The sequence below is a fragment of the Fibrobacterota bacterium genome, assembly GCA_019509785.1.
Taxonomy (GTDB): domain Bacteria; phylum Fibrobacterota; class Fibrobacteria; order UBA11236; family UBA11236; genus Chersky-265.
The window spans coordinates 34,121-51,220 of the sequence record JAEKLQ010000025.1 but is presented as its reverse complement, the minus strand read 5'-3'; the positions used below and the strand labels follow the sequence as shown (position 1 = coordinate 51,220).

Annotated in this window: 14 protein-coding genes; 11 read left to right on the top strand and 3 right to left on the bottom strand. The window is 64.3% G+C overall.

What is annotated here, in order from left to right; translation table 11 throughout:
- Positions 1-164: 164 nt before the first annotated feature.
- Both JF616_04315 and JF616_04310 read right to left on the bottom strand, forming a co-directional pair.
- Positions 165-2,870 (bottom strand): phosphoenolpyruvate carboxylase, encoded by a 2,706-nt coding sequence (locus JF616_04315; GenBank protein MBW8886964.1) that lies wholly within the window; start codon positions 2,868-2,870, stop codon positions 165-167.
- Entirely contained in the window at positions 2,870-3,646 is a 777-nt protein-coding gene (locus tag JF616_04310; GenBank protein MBW8886963.1) for a hypothetical protein, read from the bottom strand. Before JF616_04310 ends, JF616_04315 begins: the two co-directional genes overlap by 1 nt.
- Positions 3,647-3,784: 138 nt before the next feature.
- On the opposite strand from JF616_04310, the gene JF616_04305 reads away from it, so the two are divergent.
- Both JF616_04305 and JF616_04300 read left to right on the top strand, forming a co-directional pair.
- Positions 3,785-4,933 carry a DUF2914 domain-containing protein gene (locus JF616_04305; GenBank protein ID MBW8886962.1) on the top strand — a complete coding sequence of 383 codons (1,149 nt, stop codon included), beginning with the start codon at positions 3,785-3,787 and terminating at the stop codon, positions 4,931-4,933.
- A gap of 75 nt (positions 4,934-5,008) precedes the next feature.
- On the top strand, positions 5,009-5,404 hold the full coding sequence (locus tag JF616_04300; GenBank protein ID MBW8886961.1) for a response regulator: 396 nt from the start codon (positions 5,009-5,011) through the stop codon (positions 5,402-5,404).
- Here the strand turns inward: JF616_04300 and JF616_04295 are convergent.
- The gene (locus JF616_04295) at positions 5,401-6,192 is read right to left on the bottom strand and encodes an HD domain-containing protein (protein MBW8886960.1); all 792 of its coding nucleotides are present in this window, start codon (positions 6,190-6,192) and stop codon (positions 5,401-5,403) included. The genes JF616_04300 and JF616_04295 overlap by 4 nt on opposite strands.
- Positions 6,193-6,433: 241 nt before the next feature.
- On the opposite strand from JF616_04295, the gene JF616_04290 reads away from it, so the two are divergent.
- The 9 genes from JF616_04290 (at position 6,434) to JF616_04250 (ending at position 17,003) form a co-directional block, all read left to right on the top strand.
- Positions 6,434-7,681 (top strand): ABC transporter substrate-binding protein, encoded by a 1,248-nt coding sequence (locus tag JF616_04290; protein MBW8886959.1) that lies wholly within the window; start codon positions 6,434-6,436, stop codon positions 7,679-7,681.
- A complete protein-coding gene (locus JF616_04285) occupies positions 7,681-8,772 on the top strand; it encodes an iron ABC transporter permease (protein ID MBW8886958.1) in 1,092 nt (363 codons plus the stop codon). The genes JF616_04290 and JF616_04285 overlap by 1 nt, the downstream gene beginning before the upstream one ends.
- On the top strand, positions 8,769-9,821 hold the full coding sequence (locus tag JF616_04280) for an ABC transporter ATP-binding protein (protein MBW8886957.1): 1,053 nt from the start codon (positions 8,769-8,771) through the stop codon (positions 9,819-9,821). Before JF616_04285 ends, JF616_04280 begins: the two co-directional genes overlap by 4 nt.
- 36 nt (positions 9,822-9,857) lie before the next feature.
- Complete coding sequence (locus JF616_04275; GenBank protein MBW8886956.1) at positions 9,858-10,739, top strand: undecaprenyl-diphosphate phosphatase; 882 nt, start codon at positions 9,858-9,860, stop codon at positions 10,737-10,739.
- A 92-nt stretch (positions 10,740-10,831) separates the two neighbouring features.
- Positions 10,832-11,431, top strand: coding sequence for an arylesterase (locus JF616_04270; protein MBW8886955.1), 600 nt, complete (start codon positions 10,832-10,834; stop codon positions 11,429-11,431).
- Between the two features lie 283 nt (positions 11,432-11,714).
- Positions 11,715-12,962, top strand: coding sequence for an MFS transporter (locus tag JF616_04265; protein ID MBW8886954.1), 1,248 nt, complete (start codon positions 11,715-11,717; stop codon positions 12,960-12,962).
- Positions 12,963-13,062: 100 nt separating this feature from the next.
- On the top strand, positions 13,063-13,713 hold the full coding sequence (locus JF616_04260; protein MBW8886953.1) for an ABC transporter ATP-binding protein: 651 nt from the start codon (positions 13,063-13,065) through the stop codon (positions 13,711-13,713).
- A 16-nt stretch (positions 13,714-13,729) separates the two neighbouring features.
- Positions 13,730-16,417 (top strand): hypothetical protein, encoded by a 2,688-nt coding sequence (locus JF616_04255; protein ID MBW8886952.1) that lies wholly within the window; start codon positions 13,730-13,732, stop codon positions 16,415-16,417.
- 58 nt (positions 16,418-16,475) lie between these two features.
- Positions 16,476-17,003: an OsmC family protein gene (locus JF616_04250; GenBank protein ID MBW8886951.1), complete on the top strand. Its 528-nt coding sequence runs from the start codon at positions 16,476-16,478 to the stop codon at positions 17,001-17,003.
- The last annotated feature ends 97 nt before the right edge of the window (positions 17,004-17,100 follow it).

Here is a 17,100-nt window from a genome sequence, read left to right as displayed (position 1 = left end):
CGGCCGAGGGCAGGAGGATTGTTCCCTTTATTTCGGGGTATCCGATTTTGGGAATTCGATTGCCGATTCGGCTGAAATCGGGGCAGCGCGAGTTTTTAAGCGGAATTGCGCGCTGGCGCCGCCCGATTACCTAAGCCGAATTGCGGGCGGGGCGGCGCGAGTCCTTAAGCCGAGTTCCGCGCCGCATTGATATTCGCGGCCATGGCTTTGACCACCATTTTTGCGTAAGCGTCCAAGGCCCCTTTGGGGTAGGCATCCGGATTCCGCTGTACGGACTTCACCATCCCCATGGCGTATTGCTGGATCACCAGCAGGGGGAGGATGATGCGCTCGCGCAGGCGGATGGATTCCCGCACCGCCGGATTCGTCTCCAGCAATTTCTGCTGGCCCGTGATCTCCTTCACGACCGCGCGCGCGTCGGTGGCTTCCTTATAGATGCGCCGCCAGAAGCGCCCGTACTTGCGGTCCTTCTCCAAGTAGCGCGTGAGCGGGAAGTACGACTTCGACAGGCTCATCATGGCGTTCTCGACCAAGGTGCGGAAGAAGAGGGAGGAGCGGTAGAGTTCCTCCAGCTTGCGCCGTCCGCCGCCGGCCGTCATCTTGCCGATGCCGATGCCGACCCCGTAGAAGCCGGGGATGTTCTGCTTCATCTGGCTCCAGGCGCCCACGAAGGGGATGGCCCGCAAATCCTCGAAGCGTAAGGACGAGGACTTGCGGCGCGTGGGGCGGCTGGCGATGTTGAGCATGCCGTAATAGGAAAGCGGAGTCATCTCTTCCAGATAGGGGAGGAAGAGCGGATCCTCGCGGAACTTGAGATAGGCCTCGCGGCTGTGCTTGGACAAGCGATCGAGCAGTCGGATGTCCTCGGGATCGAGATCGGGGGCATCGGGAGGGAAAAGCTTGTCTTCCAAGCCCGCGGTGAAGAGCTGCTCCAGATTGTAGCGTGCCGCTTCGGGAGTCCCGAAATTGGAGCTGATGGTCTGGCCTTGGATGGTGAGCTGGATTTCGCCGTGCTCGATATCGGCGCCGAGGGAGCGGTAGAACTTATGCGTATTGCCGCCGCCCCGCGCCGGCGGCCCGCCGCGGCCGTCGAAGAAGATGGCGCGGATCCCGGCCTCGCGCGAAACGCGCGTGAGATCGCGCTTGGCCTTATGGATGGACCAGTTGGCGGTGATGTAGCCGCCGTCCTTGGTCCCGTCCGAGAAGCCCAGCATGATGGTCTGGGCCCGGTCGCGCCAAGCCAGGTGCGCGGCGTAGGCGGGATGGGCGTACAGCTTCCGCATGATGCCTTCGGCGTGCTTCAGATCCTCGATGGTCTCGAAGAGGGGGACGATGTCGAGGCCGATGCGGCCGGCGTTCCATCCCGAGAGGCGCGCCAGCACCATGACTTCCAGCACGTTCAGAGCGGAGTTGGCATTGCTGATCACGTAACGGTCCAGGGCCCGTTCGCCGCCCAGGTCCTGGATGGCGCGCGCGGCGGCCAGGGAAGCCAGGGTATCGGCGGCGAGGGGATCGATCTCGTCCGGGAGGAACTCCGCTTTCAGGTCCGGGGCCTCCAGGCAGCGCGTCAGGAAATCCAGCTTGCCTTCGGCGGAGAGGCCGGGATATCCGCCCATTTCCTCCAGCAAGGCCGAGGCGGAATCCTGGGAGGACCCATGCGCGCGCGGCCACGCCCCTTTGCGCTGGCTCTTGGGCGCGGAGAGATGCCCGCGGGAGTGCAAGCGCGCGAAGAGGGTTTCCAGGGCGGTCGCGTGCACGCGGCTGTCCTGGCGCAGATCCAAGGCGGCGAAATGGAATCCGAAGGCCTGAACCTTGTGGATGAATTCGTCCAGGCGGGCGATGAAAAGGCCCTGATGCTCTTCCGCCAGCGCGCGCCGCAACGGGCGCAGATCCTCCAGCAGGTCGGCCGGGGCGGGGTAGGGCTTGGCCTCGCCGGGCAAGGCCCGCGGGGCGGTCGCCTCCACGCGATCGCGGATGGCCTGCAAGGGTTGGATCACGCCGTCAAAGGTAAGGCGGTTGAGCAGGGACTCCAGATCGCGGAGGTACAGGCCCAGGATGCTCGCCTTGAGGGCTTCGGCCACCTTGAGGGTGGTCGCCGAGGTAACGTACGGGTTACCGTCGCGATCGCCCCCGGGCCAGAAGCCGAGTTCGACGCCGGGAGCATGCCGGAACGGATCCTGGCGGCCTTCGGGAAGGGCGCCTAAAAGGCGCGAAGAGACCGCCGGCAGGGTCCGGTAGAAGATGTGTTCCAGATACCAGATAAGGCTCTTGGCCTCGTCCAGGGGCGTCGGGCGCTGGCGGTTCTGGAATCGGGTCTTGCCCATCTGGAGCAAGAGCTCGTGGATGACCGGCAGCTTGTCGGCCTCGATGGCCTCGCTCAGGTCGGTGATGATGCCGAGGATGGAATCGGGATAGAACTGGGTAGGATGGGCCGTGAGCACGATGCGCACCTTATAGCCGTCCAACTCCTTACCGAGCAAGTCCTGCTTGCCCTGATCGACGACGCGGGCCAGGAAATGATCGAGGCTGCCCGGCCCGGTAACGTCGTTCACGGCGGGGAAGGCGGCATCCTCCAAGGCGTCGAAGAGCACCACCTGGCGTTCCACCAATTGCAGGAACTTGAAGAGGACCTTTACTTGGGCCTCGAAGCCGGGCCGTCCCGGACGTTCTTTGAAATACTGGGCGACGATCTCGGCCGGGGATTTCCCCGCTTGCAATTTTTCCCGGCATTCGTTGGCGAAGAGCGGCAATTGCACGCCGGTATCGGCCAGGTCCTCGAAGGGCAGCCCCAGGAACAGCCCGTTGTACAGCTGGTACTTCAGGGCCACCTGCTCCTGAAAGGCCTGCAGGGCGGGATCGACGCGACTCACTATGGGGATTCCGTCTCTTCGGAGCCGCGGGCGGCGTAGGGTTTGGGCTTGATGCCGAGCAGGACGCCTTCGCGGCGCATCCGGGCCAGGCGCTCCCGGTAGATCCTTTCCAATTCGGGATTGGACGTCATCTGATCCAGCACGCGCCGCGCGCGCATCTCTTCCAGCTGGGACTCCAGGATCTCATAGCCTTCGCCGAAGAGCCAATTGGCCAACATGGCCGGCTCGACCTCGCCGCCGCTTTTGTCCGCCCCTTCGGGTACGAACACCAAGGTCATCTGGTTACGGTAATCGCCCGGACGGATCAGGTACTGATCGTCCACCACGTATTGCGTCTTATCCACCCATACCCTCGGGAAATCCTCGCGGGTCAGTTCGCCGGGGAACATCTCCTGGTAGGCGATGCTATAGCCCTGCTCCGCCAGGCGCATCAGATCGAAGCGGATGGCCTTACGGGCGCGTTCCCGGCGCAGCTCCTTCTCCTCTTCGGGGAAGGTTTTCAGGTAGGCGTCCAAGCTGGGCTCGAAATCGGGATCGGGCAGATTCTTCCCGTGGCCGATGGCGACGCTCCAGGCGGCCAGATCGACCCAGATGCGGGGACGCGGGCCCTCGGGGGAGTCGGAGGGGAAGAATTCCAGCAGCACGTGGGTATACGGCCGGGCGCGGTCGGTTTCGTAATACTCGACGACGCCGTATTCCCGGCCGTCCCGGCCTTTCAGCACGAGCTGGGGACGGGGCGGTTCGCCGGCGATTTCATGATAGGGTTTCAAGGCCATTGGATATGCGTCCAAGGAATGGGGCGGGCCAGGCGCGGCCCCTTTAGCGCCCTGTTAAAGGCTGTTCCGCGAAAGTTATAAATTTTCCGCAACCGACCCGATAACCGAGGCCATCGTGACCGATCCCGGACCTTACACGTGAAACGCTTCGCCGCCCTGTTCTTCCGCGCCAAGGCCGCCTTCCCCGCGGTCGCGTTCTTCGGCGGTTTCCTGTGGGACGCCGCCACCCTGGGCCGCGCGGTCACCGCCCTGGATCTCTGGATGCTGTTAGGCTACTTACTGGTCTCGGCCGGGCTCTTGGTCTTCATGGGCCGCCGCGGCCGATTGGGCGGACCTGAAGCCGCGGAGGCCCACGTCGACAAAGGGGCAATCCCCGGCGGGATGGCGCATGCCGAAGGGGCCCACGACCAGCCCGACACCGCCTTCGCCAAGGCCCGCCATTGGCTTCGAGAAGAAGGCCCGGTCTTTTTCCTGCAGTTCTGCTTCGGAAGCCAATTCAGCGCGCTGTTCATCCTCTATTTCCTCAGCTCCAGTTACCTGCCCGGATTCGTATTGGCCGTGGTCCTACTCGGCCTGTTGGTCGCCAACGAATTCCTGGAAGACCATTACCATCGCTTCACGCTCACCTGGGCCTTGTTCGGAACCTGCGCCATCCTCTTCCTCAATTTCGCCATCCCCCACGTCATGGGCAGCATCAATGCGTTCTGGTTCTTCATCAGCACGGCCGCGGGCGTAGGTTTAACCTTCGTCGCGAAGCGGCTTTCCCCCAAGGCCAAGGGCAGCCTCTGGCCCACCTATGCCGTAGCCTTATGTCTCGTGGGGCTCTATCTCGCCAACGCCATCCCGCCGGTGCCGCTGGTCAAGAAGAACGTGTCCATCTGCCGCAACCTGGAACGGGTCGATGGCGACTACTCGGCCGAGATCGAACCGCCGCCGGCCTGGGCCTTTTGGCGGACCTCGGAAACCCTCGTGCGGCAAAGGCCCGGAGAGAAGATCTTTTGTTTCACTTCGGTGTTCGCCCCCAAGGGTTTGCATTGCACCCTGTACCATCGCTGGCGCTTCGACGATCCCCGCCGGGGCTGGGTGGACGCTTCGCGCATCGGATTCCCCATCGCGGGGGGCCGCGCCGAGGGATTTCGGGGCTATACCAATAAACGCAACCTTGCCCCGGGAAAGTGGGAAGTCCGGCTGGAAACGGAGACGGGACGGGTGCTGGGCGAAATCCGCTTCCGCTGCGAGGCTTCCTCGGATACCGCCCTGGTATTGAAAAGAATCCCCCTAGATTGAGATGCGGATCACCGGTAGAATGTGCCGAATTTCTTTCGGCGCTTGCCTGGCCGCCCCCGGATGGTATCTTTACGTGTGATGAAATCCATCCTTTTGGTGGAAGATGAGGATATGCTGCGCGGCCTTATCCGCGAGCTCCTCGAGATCAAGGGCTATGAAGTCCTTGAGGCCTCCCAAGGCGTGGAGGCCCTCGAGATGATCCGCAATGCGGATCGCCCCATCGACCTGGTGCTCACCGACGTGGTGATGCCGCATATGAGCGGGTCCGAGCTAGTGGAGAATCTGAGGCAAGATTTCCCCGGCCTCAAGGTGATCTTCATGTCCGGGTACACCGGAAGCAATAACGCGGCGGTGCACAAGAACCTGGGGATGCCCGGCGTCGCGTTCCTGCAGAAACCGTTCCGCCTGAACGCGTTGATCGGGATGGTGGAAGGATTATTGGGCGGCGACGTCCGGCGGGAAACGGTCTAGCGCCCGCTAGGGTTTTCGTCCACGCCCGTAGCTTCGGCGCCCGCCGCCTCGGCGCCGGCGACCGGCAGCCCTTCGCGGACCGCCAGGAATTCTTCCAGGTTCTCCAGCAGCAAGTCCACAAGCGTCGGATCGAAATGCGTCCCGCGCCCTTCGGCGAAGTACTGCACGATGTCGGCGACGGCCCAAGCGTGCTTGTAGGATCGCTGGCTGCCCAAGGCGTCGAACACGTCCGCCACCGTGGTGATGCGGCTGTAGATGTGGATCTCTTCGCCCTTGAGGCCCTTGGGATAACCCGTGCCGTCGAACTTTTCCTGGTGCTGGACCGCCACCAGGGCGCCCATTTGCAGTACGTCCAGCTTGGAATCCTTCAACATCTCGTAACCCGCCTGGGTGTGGGTCTTCATGATCTCCCACTCCTCCGGGGTCAAGGTGCTGGGCTTTTGCAGGATGGCTTCGGGGATGGCCCATTTCCCGATATCGTGCATGGGCGCGATCTGCTTGACGAAATTGGATTCTTGCTCGGAAAGGCCGGCCTTGAGGGCGAGGAGTTTGGCGTAAGCGGCGACGCGTTTCAGATGCCCGCTCAAATCGCGCACGGTCAACGCGCTTTTACGCTCGGATGCGGCGGAGTCCGCGGCGGATTGTAGTTCGGCGGGCGCGGCCGGGGCTCCGGCCTGTTGCTGGACCATCTTATCCAGGGCCAGCAGCATGGAGATGGGGATTTCCGTGGTCTGGAGTTCGCCTTCGGCTTTACGGCTACGCCAGAAATCTTCCAGGCGCTGCGACATGGATCCGGGATCGGAGTCGGCGGTTCCAGTTTCCGATGAAGGGTCGGGCGGCTGCGGAGTCACGGCTGAAAGCTTCCAATCCGGAATTCTGAGAGTGCGTGCGGATGATCGGGTCGAGCGAGCATCCTAGGCGATTCACCCTACGGCCAAGTCGATGGACGCCTGTATCCAATAATAGCAAATTCGGTTTCCGGAAGCAGGCGCGGGCGGGGAGCTATATTTCCCGCCTCCCGGAGAATGCATGGGAATCTTTTCGCCGCCATTGCGGTTCGCCGCCGTCATTATCCTTGGCCTGGCCGGATGCGATCATCCGGCTTCGGGCGAAAAGGCGAAGGCCGGCTCCGGGCGCCCCGCCCTCCAGTCCGGGAAACCCCGCCCGGGTTCCCATCCTTTGCGGTATGCCGAAGTTTTTTCCATGTCCCGGAGCGGGGATGCCACGCGGATCACGGTACATAATCCCTGGCAAGGCGCGCACCAGGACTTTACCTATTTGCTGGTGCCCCGGGACCAAGCATCCCGCGGCGCCCCTCGGGGGGATACCCAAATCGTGGCCGTACCCTTGCGCCGCGCGGTGACCCTCACCACCACCAATCTCAAGCAGCTGGAAGATCTGGGGGTACTGGATTCCCTAGTGGGGGTAGGGTCGGGGCGGTTGATATGCAGTCCCGCGGTGCGCCAACGGCTGGCGGACGGCCGCATCCGGGACGTGGGCGACGATATGCATCTCGATCTCGAGGCTTTGGTGGCATTGCGGCCCGAATTGCTTTTCACTTACATCGTCGGGGGTTCTTCGGACGGGGGCTTGGCCAAGCTGGCGGAGGCCCGGCTGCCGGCGGCGATCGAGGGATCGTACATGGAGGAAAACCCGCTGGGCCGCGCCGAATGGATCAAGTTCATGGCGGCCTTCTTCGGGAAAGCGGCCGCGGCCGACTCCATCTTCAACGAGATCGACAGCTCGTACCGGGCCTTGGCGGCGCTGGCCGCGGGGGCCGCTCGCAAACCGGTGGTGCTGGTGGGCGCGCCCTTCGGAGGCGCATGGTGGGTACCCGGGGGGCATACCTACGTGGCTCGCCTCTTGGCCGATGCGGGCGCAGCTTACCCTTGGGCCGGGGATACCACGCGCGGAAGCCTCAACATGGATCTGGAGGCGGTTTTGGCGAAGGCGGGCGGGGCGGAAATCTGGCTGAACGTCTGGGGGTGGAAGGATTTGGCGGATGCGCGGGCCCAGGACGATCGCTACGCGTTGTTCCGGGCCTTCCGGGAAGGGAACGTTTGGAACAACGACCGCATCCGCTGCGCGGACGGAGGGCGGGATTTCTTCGAGACCGGCACCGCGCGTCCCGATTGGGTGCTGGCGGATCTCATCGCCATCTTGCATCCGGAGCTTTTGCCCGGGCATGTCATGCGCTGGTATCGGCGCCTGCCTGCGGGTAAACGCGCGGGGGAGAAGTCGTCCACCCCGGCCGACCCGGGCGGGAAGGCCGGATGATGGGGATCCCGATCGGGCCCGCGCGGCAAAGTTCCGCCGCCCAGGCCGCCGCGCGCCTTCCCGTCTGGGCGGGCCTCGGAGCGCTTGCGCTTTTGCTCGCGGCTCTTTTGATCCTGGGCCTGGCTTGCGGTTCGGTGCGCATACCTATGCCTGCGACCGTCTCGATCTTATTCGGCGGCGCCGTCGGCGATCCGGTGTGGCGGGACATCCTCTGGCAATTGCGCATGCCCCGTTGCCTTACCGCGGCGCTGGCGGGATCGGGTTTGGCGGTGAGCGGGCTCTTGATGCAGACCTTGTTCCGCAACCCCCTGGCCGGGCCTTATTCGCTGGGGATCAGCGCGGGCGCCACCTTGGGCGTAGCATTGGCGGTACTGGCCGGCGCAGGGGCGGGGGCATTGCCGGGCCTGCCGGCGCTCGCGCGACTGGGCCCGCAATTGGGCACGGCCGGATCGGCGGTGGCCGGCGCGGCGGCGGTCATGCTGCTGGTGCTGGCCGTATCCCGGCGGATCCGCAGCAATACCACCTTGTTGATCCTGGGCTTGATGTTCGGGCAAATCGCCGGCGGTCTGGTGGCGGTGCTGCAAGCCTTCAGCGATTCGGAGCGCTTACGCGCCTTCACCTTCTGGGGCTTCGGCAGCTATGCGGGCGTGACCTGGGCGCAACTGCCCGCGCTCGCGATCGCGACGGGCCTGGGGATCCTGATGGCCGCGCTTTCCGCCAAGTCCCTGAACGCGCTTTTACTGGGCTGGACTTACGCGCGTAGCCTGGGAGTGAACGCAGGCCGCTTGCGCGCCATGCTGCTCGCTTCCACCTCGCTGCTGGCCGGCGCGGTGACCGCCTACTGCGGTCCGGTCGCGTTCCTCGGACTGGCCGTCCCGCACTTGTGCCGGGGCATGTTCCGCACCGCCGATCATCGCGTACTCTTGCCCGCTTGCGTCTTGCTCGGGGCCGCCCTGTCGCTGGCTTCCGATCTCGCCTGCCGTTTGCCCGGGGGAGGCCGGACGCTCCCTTTGAACGCCGTCACCGCCCTGGTCGGCGCGCCCGTGGTGATCGCCATACTCGTACGCCGCCGCGCCGCGAGGGACGAATGACTGCGCGCGCGCGGACATCGCCCTCGCAAGATGCGGTGAGCGGCGCCGTTCCCTTGCGGACCGAATCCCTGGCCGTAGGCTATCCGGGCCGGCCGGTGCTGTCCGGCCTCGATTTGGAATTGCGCGCGGGGGAACTCGTATGCCTATTGGGCCCCAATGGGGCGGGCAAATCCACCTTGCTGCGAACGTTGGCGGGATTGCAGCCGCCCTTGGCCGGCCGGATCTGGCTCGAGGATCGCGACGCGGCGACCCTGCCGGCAGCGGCGCGGGCGCGGCGTTTGGCGATCGTGCTCACCGAGCGGATGGAGTTGGGCCATTTGACGGTGGAGGACTTGGCCGCCTTGGGTCGCTATCCCCATACGGGCTGGAGCGGCCGACTCGGGGAGGAAGATCGCGATGCCATCCGCCGGGGGTTGGAAGAAGCGGGCGCATGGGATCTACGCTCGCGGCCCTGCGACGAGCTTTCGGACGGCGAGAAGCAACGGGCCATGCTGGCCCGCGCCCTGGCCCAGGATCCCGCCGCCCTTCTGCTCGACGAACCCACCGCATTCCTGGATCTGCCGCGACGGGTCGGCGCCATGCGGGCCTTGCGCCGGTTGGCGCGCATGCGCGGACGCGCGGTGCTGGTCTCCACCCACGATCTCGATCTCGCTTTGCGGGCGGCCGATCGCCTGTGGCTGGTTTCCGCGGAAGGCGCCCTGCGCTCCGGCCTACCCGAAGACCTGGCGATGTCCGGGGCGATAGGCGGGACCTTCGATCAGGGGGACGTGGCATTCGATCGCGCGACGGGAGCGTTCCGCATCCACGGGGAAGCGGCGCGCTCGGCGCGTTTGGAGGGCGACCCCGATATGGTTTTCTGGACCTCGCGGGCTTTGGAACGGGAAGGGATCGCGGCCGTCACGGGCGTGGGCGCGGGGAAGGAAGCGGGGTCGTCGGATATCGAAGTGCGGGCGGAGCGCGACTCCGCGGGCCCATACTGGAAGTGGCGCGCCCGGGGAGCGGAAGGCCGCGGCAGCCTGGAAGAGTTGTTACGGGCCTTGCGCGCTTGAGGCCGCCGCGGGGATCGCCGGTTTTTATTTATTAATTTGCCGGACATGCTATACGCCTTAGCCATCATCATAGGCTTGTTGGAAGGCCTGACCGAATTCATCCCCGTCTCCTCCACCGGGCACATGATCATCGCCGGCCACATGCTCCACTTCACGGGCGAACGCGCCGACGCCTTCGAGGTCTTCATCCAGCTCGGGGCCATACTGGCGGTGGCCTTCCTTTACCGGGATCGCTTCTTGGGCCTCATCCCCGGCCGCGCGCCCGCGGGCTCGCCGTCTTCGGATCGGACTTCCGACCACCCCGGCATCGCCGACCGCAGCCCCTCCGACCTTTCCCGGAGCCAGCGCTTCGCGGGCATGCGGGGCCTGCTCCTGTTGGCGGTCACCACCGCGCCGGCCCTGGTCTGCGGCAAGCTGTTCCACCATGCCATCAAGGAAAAACTGTTCAGCCCTCTTACGGTCGCCATCGGCTTGGCCATCGGCGGGGTGGGCCTGATCCTGATCGAAGTCTTCAAGCCGCGCGCCCGCGTCTCGCGCCTGGACGATATCGGCATGCGCGAGGCCCTATGGGTGGGCCTGTTCCAATGCTTCGCGCTATGGCCGGGCATGTCCCGCTCCGGATCGACCATCATCGGCGGGATGCTGATGGGCGTCGATCGCAAGACCACGGCGGAATATTCCTTCCTGGCCGCGGTTCCGGTCATGATCGCCGCCACGGGATTCGATCTCTATAAGAGCCGGGAATTCCTGCACGCCTCGGACGCTCCCCTCTTCGCGGTCGGTTTCCTGGTGGCGCTGGTCTCGGCTTGGTTCGCCGTCCGCTTTTTCATCGGTTTCCTGGGCAAGCACACCCTCAAGGGCTTCGGCTGGTATCGCCTGGCCCTGGCCGCCTTCACCTGGTGGTATTTCTCCCGGTGATCCGTCCTCCGAATTGGCGTTTCCCGCTTTCTCCCCTGCGCCGCTTCCCGCTTTCGCGCCTTCGCGCCGGTCTCTTCCTCTTCGCCATCGCCATGGCCTTCGGGGCCGAAGCCGGCAAAACGCCGCTTAAAATCCTGATCCTCGGGGACAGCCTCACCGAAGGCTTGGGCGTGGAAAAGGAAGATGCCTTTCCCGCCTTGTTGGATGCCGAACTCGGGAAATGGAAACCGGCCTGCTGCCAGGTCATCAACGGCGGCTCCAGCGGAAGCACTTCCGCCAGCGCGGTGCGGCGGCTGCAATGGTACGCCAAGGCCAAACCCGATCTGGTGGTGCTGGCCCTGGGCTCCAACGACGGCCTACGCGGCATGAAACCCGAAGAGACGCGTAAGAACCTGGAGGATGCGATCCGCTTCTGCCGCGAGCGGCATTGGGACTTGGCTTTGACCGGTCTCAGGGTGCCGCCCAATTACGGATCCCAGTATGCCGCCGACTTCGCCCGCATCTATCCCGAGCTGGCGGCGAAGTATAAGTTGCCCCTGATGCCCTTCCTTTTGGCCGGGGTGGCGGGCGAGCCCGCCCTCAACCAGGCCGATGGCATCCATCCGAACGAAAAAGGCCATCGCATCCTGGCGGATAGCCTCTTCGCATACTTAAAACCCCTGCTGGCGCGGCGGCTTCCAGCGGGGGAATAAGCGGGGCAGCAATGCCCGGAGAAACCGGAACATCGTTCCTAACGGTCGTCCGGGGAGTTTGTTACAGGCATCACATGCCTTCCCGGCCGGACGCGAATTTCGAATAAATCCCGCGAATTCCCGCCTCCGGGAGGCCAAAGAAATCAAATGCGAGCCAGGAAATACATTCAATGCAACAAAATGGCAGGACTTGCGTGGAAAGATCGGGTTCTTTGCAGTACATTTACCCGTCTGTACCGCTAGAAACCTGCGGTCTAACCTTAACAGGTGAGGGAATTCAAGTATGGATAATAAGAACAGGCTCTTTTACGCCAGCTGTTTCGCGCTGATTACCACGGCATTTTCTTTCAGCATCCGTGCTGGAATCCTTGCCCAGCTGGGAAGAGAGCTGAATTTCAATGCCCACCAGTTAGGTTTCATCAATAGCATGTGGTTCCTGGGCTTCCCGCTCTCCATGCTGGTCGGCGGCCTGGTCTACCATACCGTCGGTCCCAAGCGCATCATGCAGTTCGCCTTCTTCTCGCACTCCATCGGCATCCTGCTGACCATCTTCAGCGCCAGCTATGTCGGCCTGCTCGTTTCCACCTTCCTCATCGGCCTGGGCAACGGCTGCACCGAAGCCGCTTGTAATCCCATGATCGCCGACGCCTACGAAGGCGTCGAGATGAGCAAGAAGATGAACCGCTTCCATATGTGGTTCCCGGGCGGAATCGTCATCGGCTCCCTCTTGTCCAAATTCATGACGGACGCGCACTTCTCCTGGCAAACCCAAATCGCCGTCATCATGGCCCCCACCATCGTCTACGCCATCCTCTTCTTCGGCCAGACTTTCCCGAAGTCGAAACTGGTGGAAGCCAACTCCTTGGTGAACAACTTCAAGGCGATGCTGTCGCCCCTGTTCATCATGATGTTCATCTGCATGTCCTTGACCGCCATCTCGGAGTTCGGTCCCCAGCAATGGGTCGGCCTCATCCTGTCGAAGAGCGGCGCGCAGCCCATGTTGATCCTGGCCCTGGTGACCGGCTTGATGGCGGTGGCCCGCTATTTCGGCGGCAACATGGTCGGCAAGTTCGATCAGACGGGCGTGCTGCTGGGTTCGGCCATCTTGGGAACCATCGGCGTATACCTTTTGAGCAAGACGACCGGCAACGGGGCTTATCTGGCCGCCGTCATCTACGCTGCGGGCATCGCCTACTTCTGGCCCAACATGATCGGCTTCATCGCCGACAAGATCCCGAAGAGCGGCGCGTTGGGAATGTCGGTGATCGGAGCGGTGGGAATGTTCTCCTCCTCCATCTTCCAGCCCATCATCGGCTCGTGGATCGATAACGATAAGGCCGCCGCGGCGGCCAAGGGCTTGACCGGCGACAACCTGGAACTGGTAGCCGGACAGGCGACCCTGGGAACCATGGTCATGTTCCCGGCCATCCTGGTCGTTCTGTTCACCATCCTCACCATCTGGGTGCGGAAGAACAAGGCGAACCAGTCCACCGGTTCGGGCGCCAAGTCGCGGGAATTCGTCCACGCCTAAGGCGTAGGCTTCCAGCCTCGATTCGTCCTTTTCGGGCCCCGGCGATACGTCGCCGGGGCCTTTTCATTTGCCGGGATCGCCCATTTTCTAGTTTCCTCGCATGACCTTGCTCAGCGCAGCGAATCTCGCGAAGAATTACGGCGCCACGCGCGTACTGCACGGCCTGGATGCCGAATTCCGCGCGGGCGAGAGCGTGGCGGTCTTGGGGCAGTCGGGCAGCGGCAAAACCACCTTACTCAGCCTGTTGGCCGGATTGGAAGCCCCCGATCAAGGCGAAGTCCGCTTCGATGGAACCGATCTCGCGTCACTGAATCCCGATGCCTTGGCCCGCCTGCGCGGGCGCAATATGGGCATCATCTTCCAGGAATACCACCTGGTGCCCTCGCTTACGGCCCGCGAGAACGTAGCCCTGCCCCTGGAGATCCTGCGCGAGCGCGATGCGGGCCCCCGCGCCGACGCCTTGCTGGAACGAGTGGGGCTGACCGCGCGCGCCGGACATTTTCCGCACCAACTTTCCGGGGGAGAGCAGCAACGCGTGGCCATCGCCCGCGCCCTGGCCTCCGGGCCGCGCTTGCTCTTCGCCGACGAACCCACCGGCAACCTCGATGAGGCCACCGCCGAAGAGGTGGAGTCGCTCATCTTCTCCCTCATCGCCGAGCGCGGCCTCACGGCCATCGTGGTGACGCACAACCGCGAGCTGGCGGCCAAATGCTCCCGCGTGCTTACCTTGCATCTGGGCCGCTTCGCCTGAAAGGCCCCAGGTAGGCATGCCCCTTTTCTTAAGGCTGTTGCGCCATGGGCGGAGCGCCTGGCTTTCCTTCGTGGCCATCTACGCCCTGGGGCTTTCGGTATTCCTGGTCGTGAACGGGCTGGCGCGCAACTTCCAGGCCGATATCCACGACAAGTCGAAGGAGTTGCTGGAGGGGGATTTGCGCGTCCATGCGCGGCGGCCCTTCTCCGCCGCCGAAGAAGCGGCCCTCGCGCGCCTCATCCCTCCGGATTCGCGGCAGGCGGAAGTCTGGGGCTTCCTGTCCATGCTCCGGGCCGGGCCGGCCGCGCCCGCGCAGGGCCAGCCGAAGGAGGGCGGTCCCCAGGGTAACTCACCAGTTACCCAGCCTTCCGCCGCGAGCCGCCTGGTCCAGGTGAAGGCGGTCTCACGCAGCTATCCCTTGATCGGAGCCTTCGCTTTCGCGCGGGCGGACCGCGATGGGCGCGGCGGCGAATGGTCCGGCCGCATAGCCGACCTGAAGAGCGGGGACATGCTGGTCCCCCCCGAGTTGCTTGCGGGCATGAAATTGAAGGTCGGGGACAGCGTAGCCCTCGGGAACAAGACCTTCCGCATCAAGGACGCGTATACCGATCGGCCCGGCGGCAATTTCGAGTTCTGGGAAATGGGGAGCCGCGTTTACATCCTGCTGGACGACATGCCGGCCACCGGGCTGGAATCGAAGGGCAGCCGCATCTTCCGGTACCGGTTCTATTCCTTGCCCGCGCGCGCCGACGCGGACGCGTTACGCGACAGCCTGGAGGCCGCCCTGGCCGATCCCGAGATCGACGTTTCCGCCTACACCGATTCGGGGTCCGACTTGGGGCGCAGCTTCCAGATGGTGATCGCCTTCCTCAAGATGCTGAGCCTTTCCGGCTTCCTGCTTTCTGCGGTGGGGGCGGCTTTTTTCTTCCGCCATCACCTGGTGGGGGAACGCAAGACGGTGGCGATCTTGGCCACCTTGGGGGCTTCGCGCCGCCGCATCGTCGGGCTGTACCTGGCGCAGAACCTGTTGCTTTCTTCACTGGCGGCCGCGCTGGGACTGGTGCTGGCGCGGGTTTGGGCCATCGGCCTGCCCATACTCATTTACCGCCTATACGCGGTGCGGATTCCTTCCTCCTTACCAGCCTCCACATTATGGCTGGGGTGGGCCTTGGCGATATGCACCTCTTTGCTTTTCTGCCTCACCGGCTTCGCCGGCCTCGGCCGGGTGCCTCCCGCCACCTTGATCAAGCCGCTGGAGGGGGCGCCCTTGCGGCTGTGGCCGAGGGCGCTGCTGTTCCTGGCCCAGGGGGCGTTCTTCTTCGTCCTGGCCATGGCCGATAGCCGTTCCTGGGTGCTGAGCGCCATTTCGGTGGGGTCCATGGGAGCGGCTTTCCTGCTCCTGGCGGCGTTGGGCTGGATCGCCTTCAAGGTACTCTGGGCGTTACGGTCCCGCCTGGGTTACCCTCTGCGCATCGCGCTCGGATCCATCCGCTGGGGCCGCGAAAAGTCGCTGCTGGCCTTCGCCGCCCTCGGCTTCGTCGCCTTCACTTCCTGCCTTATCCCGCAATTGCAGGACCTCATCCTGAACGAGATCCGCGTGCCGAAGGGACGCGTCCTGCCGCAGCTTTTCCTGTTCGACATCCAGGAAGAGCAATTGCCCGGCGTGGAAGCCCTGCTCAAGGCCCGGGGATCGGCTTTGGAACAACCGGCGCCGATGGTGCGGGCGCGCTTGGAAGCCTTGAACGGGAAGCCCTTCAAGCGCGAGGAGGGGGATAGCGCGGCGGCCAAAGGCTGGAGGCGATTGCTCCCGTGGCTCCGCGCCCAGGCGGGCGGGAAGCGCCAACGCGCGGCCACGATAGAGGCGCGCAACCGCGAGCAATTCCGCACGCGCGGTTTCAACCTTTCCTACCGCGACAAGCCTTCGGATGCGGAGAAGGTCTCGGCGGGGAGTTGGTGGAAGGGGCCTGCGGCCGAGGGCGCATTGCCGGAAATCAGCCTGGAGAAGGATTTCGCGAAGCGGGTGGGCCTCGCTTTGGACGACACCCTCCGTTTCGACGTGCAAGGCGTGGAAGTGGAAGGCAAGGTGACCAGCCTGAGGCAGGTGCGTTGGGCCTCCTTCCAGCCCAATTTCTTCGTACTCTTCCAGCCGGGCGCATTGGAGATGGCGCCTAAGACCTGGTTGGGGACCTTGGGCGATTTGCCCGCGGGCGAAGCGGAGGGCTTGCAGGACGCGGTGAGCGCCGCCTTCCCCAACGTGACCATCTTGAATTTACGGGACGTGATCGGCCGTACCATCCAGACCCTGGGAAAATTGGCTTGGCTGGTGCGCTTCCTATCCGGATTCGCCCTTTTGATCGGCCTGGCCATCCTTTGGCTCATCGTGGATGCGCTGGTGGCCGAGAGCCGCAAGACCGTTCTGCTTCTACGCACCTTGGGCGAGCCGCGCGCGCGTTTGGCGCGCCAATCCCTGGTCCAATACGCGGGCTTTTGCCTGGCGGCCGGAAGCACCGGTTGGGCCTTGAGCCTGGCCGCGGCCTGGGTCATCGACTTGCTGGTGTGGCAAGTCCCCTGGATCCCCGATTGGCGCATTCCGGGTATCTGTCTGGCGGCTTCGGCCCTGATCGGCGGCTTGTGCTCGGTCTATGCGGCCTTCCGCGGGGGGCGGGCGCAATTGCGGGGTCTCTTGGCCTTGTCCCGATCCTAATCGGCATGTAGCGGGCAATTCGTATTTTTCATGCGCGCCACGATGCGCGGGAGGCACCATGGAAATCAAGGATGCGGATAGCCTGCGGGCCAGGCAGGCGCCGCTCAAGGATGAATATCGCGCCCATCCGGAGGCGGCCCTGAGGACCTTGTCCGGCCGGGCGTCCCTGGGGCAAGGCGTTTCCGCCGCCGTTGCCGGCTTCACGGGTCCGGTGATCGCGGGACTGCATCCCGCCACGGGCGGCGACGGCAGCGAAGCCTGCTCCGGCGACATGCTGCTGCAAGCCTTGGCCGGTTGCGCCGGCGTGACCCTCAAGGCGGTGGCCACCGCCATCGGGGTCGAGATCCGTTCCGGCAGCGTAGTCGTGGATGGGGATCTCGATTTCCGCGGGACCTTAGGCGTCGCCAAGGACGCGCCGGTGGGATTCACGGCCATCCGCTTGCGCATCGAGCTGGACACGGATGCGACCCAGGAAAAGCTGGATTCCTTGCTGCGCCTTACGGAGCGCTATTGCGTGGTCTTCCAGACCTTGCGGGGTTCCCCGGGTATGGGCTCCGCGATCGCGTGTTCCGGCTCCAAAGGATGATCCAGGGTCCGAGGAGGAAGGAAAACTTCGGCAACGGGTGATATAAAAGGGTATGATCCGGGCGTCCCATGCAAGCCGAAGGCGCTCGAACTTACGT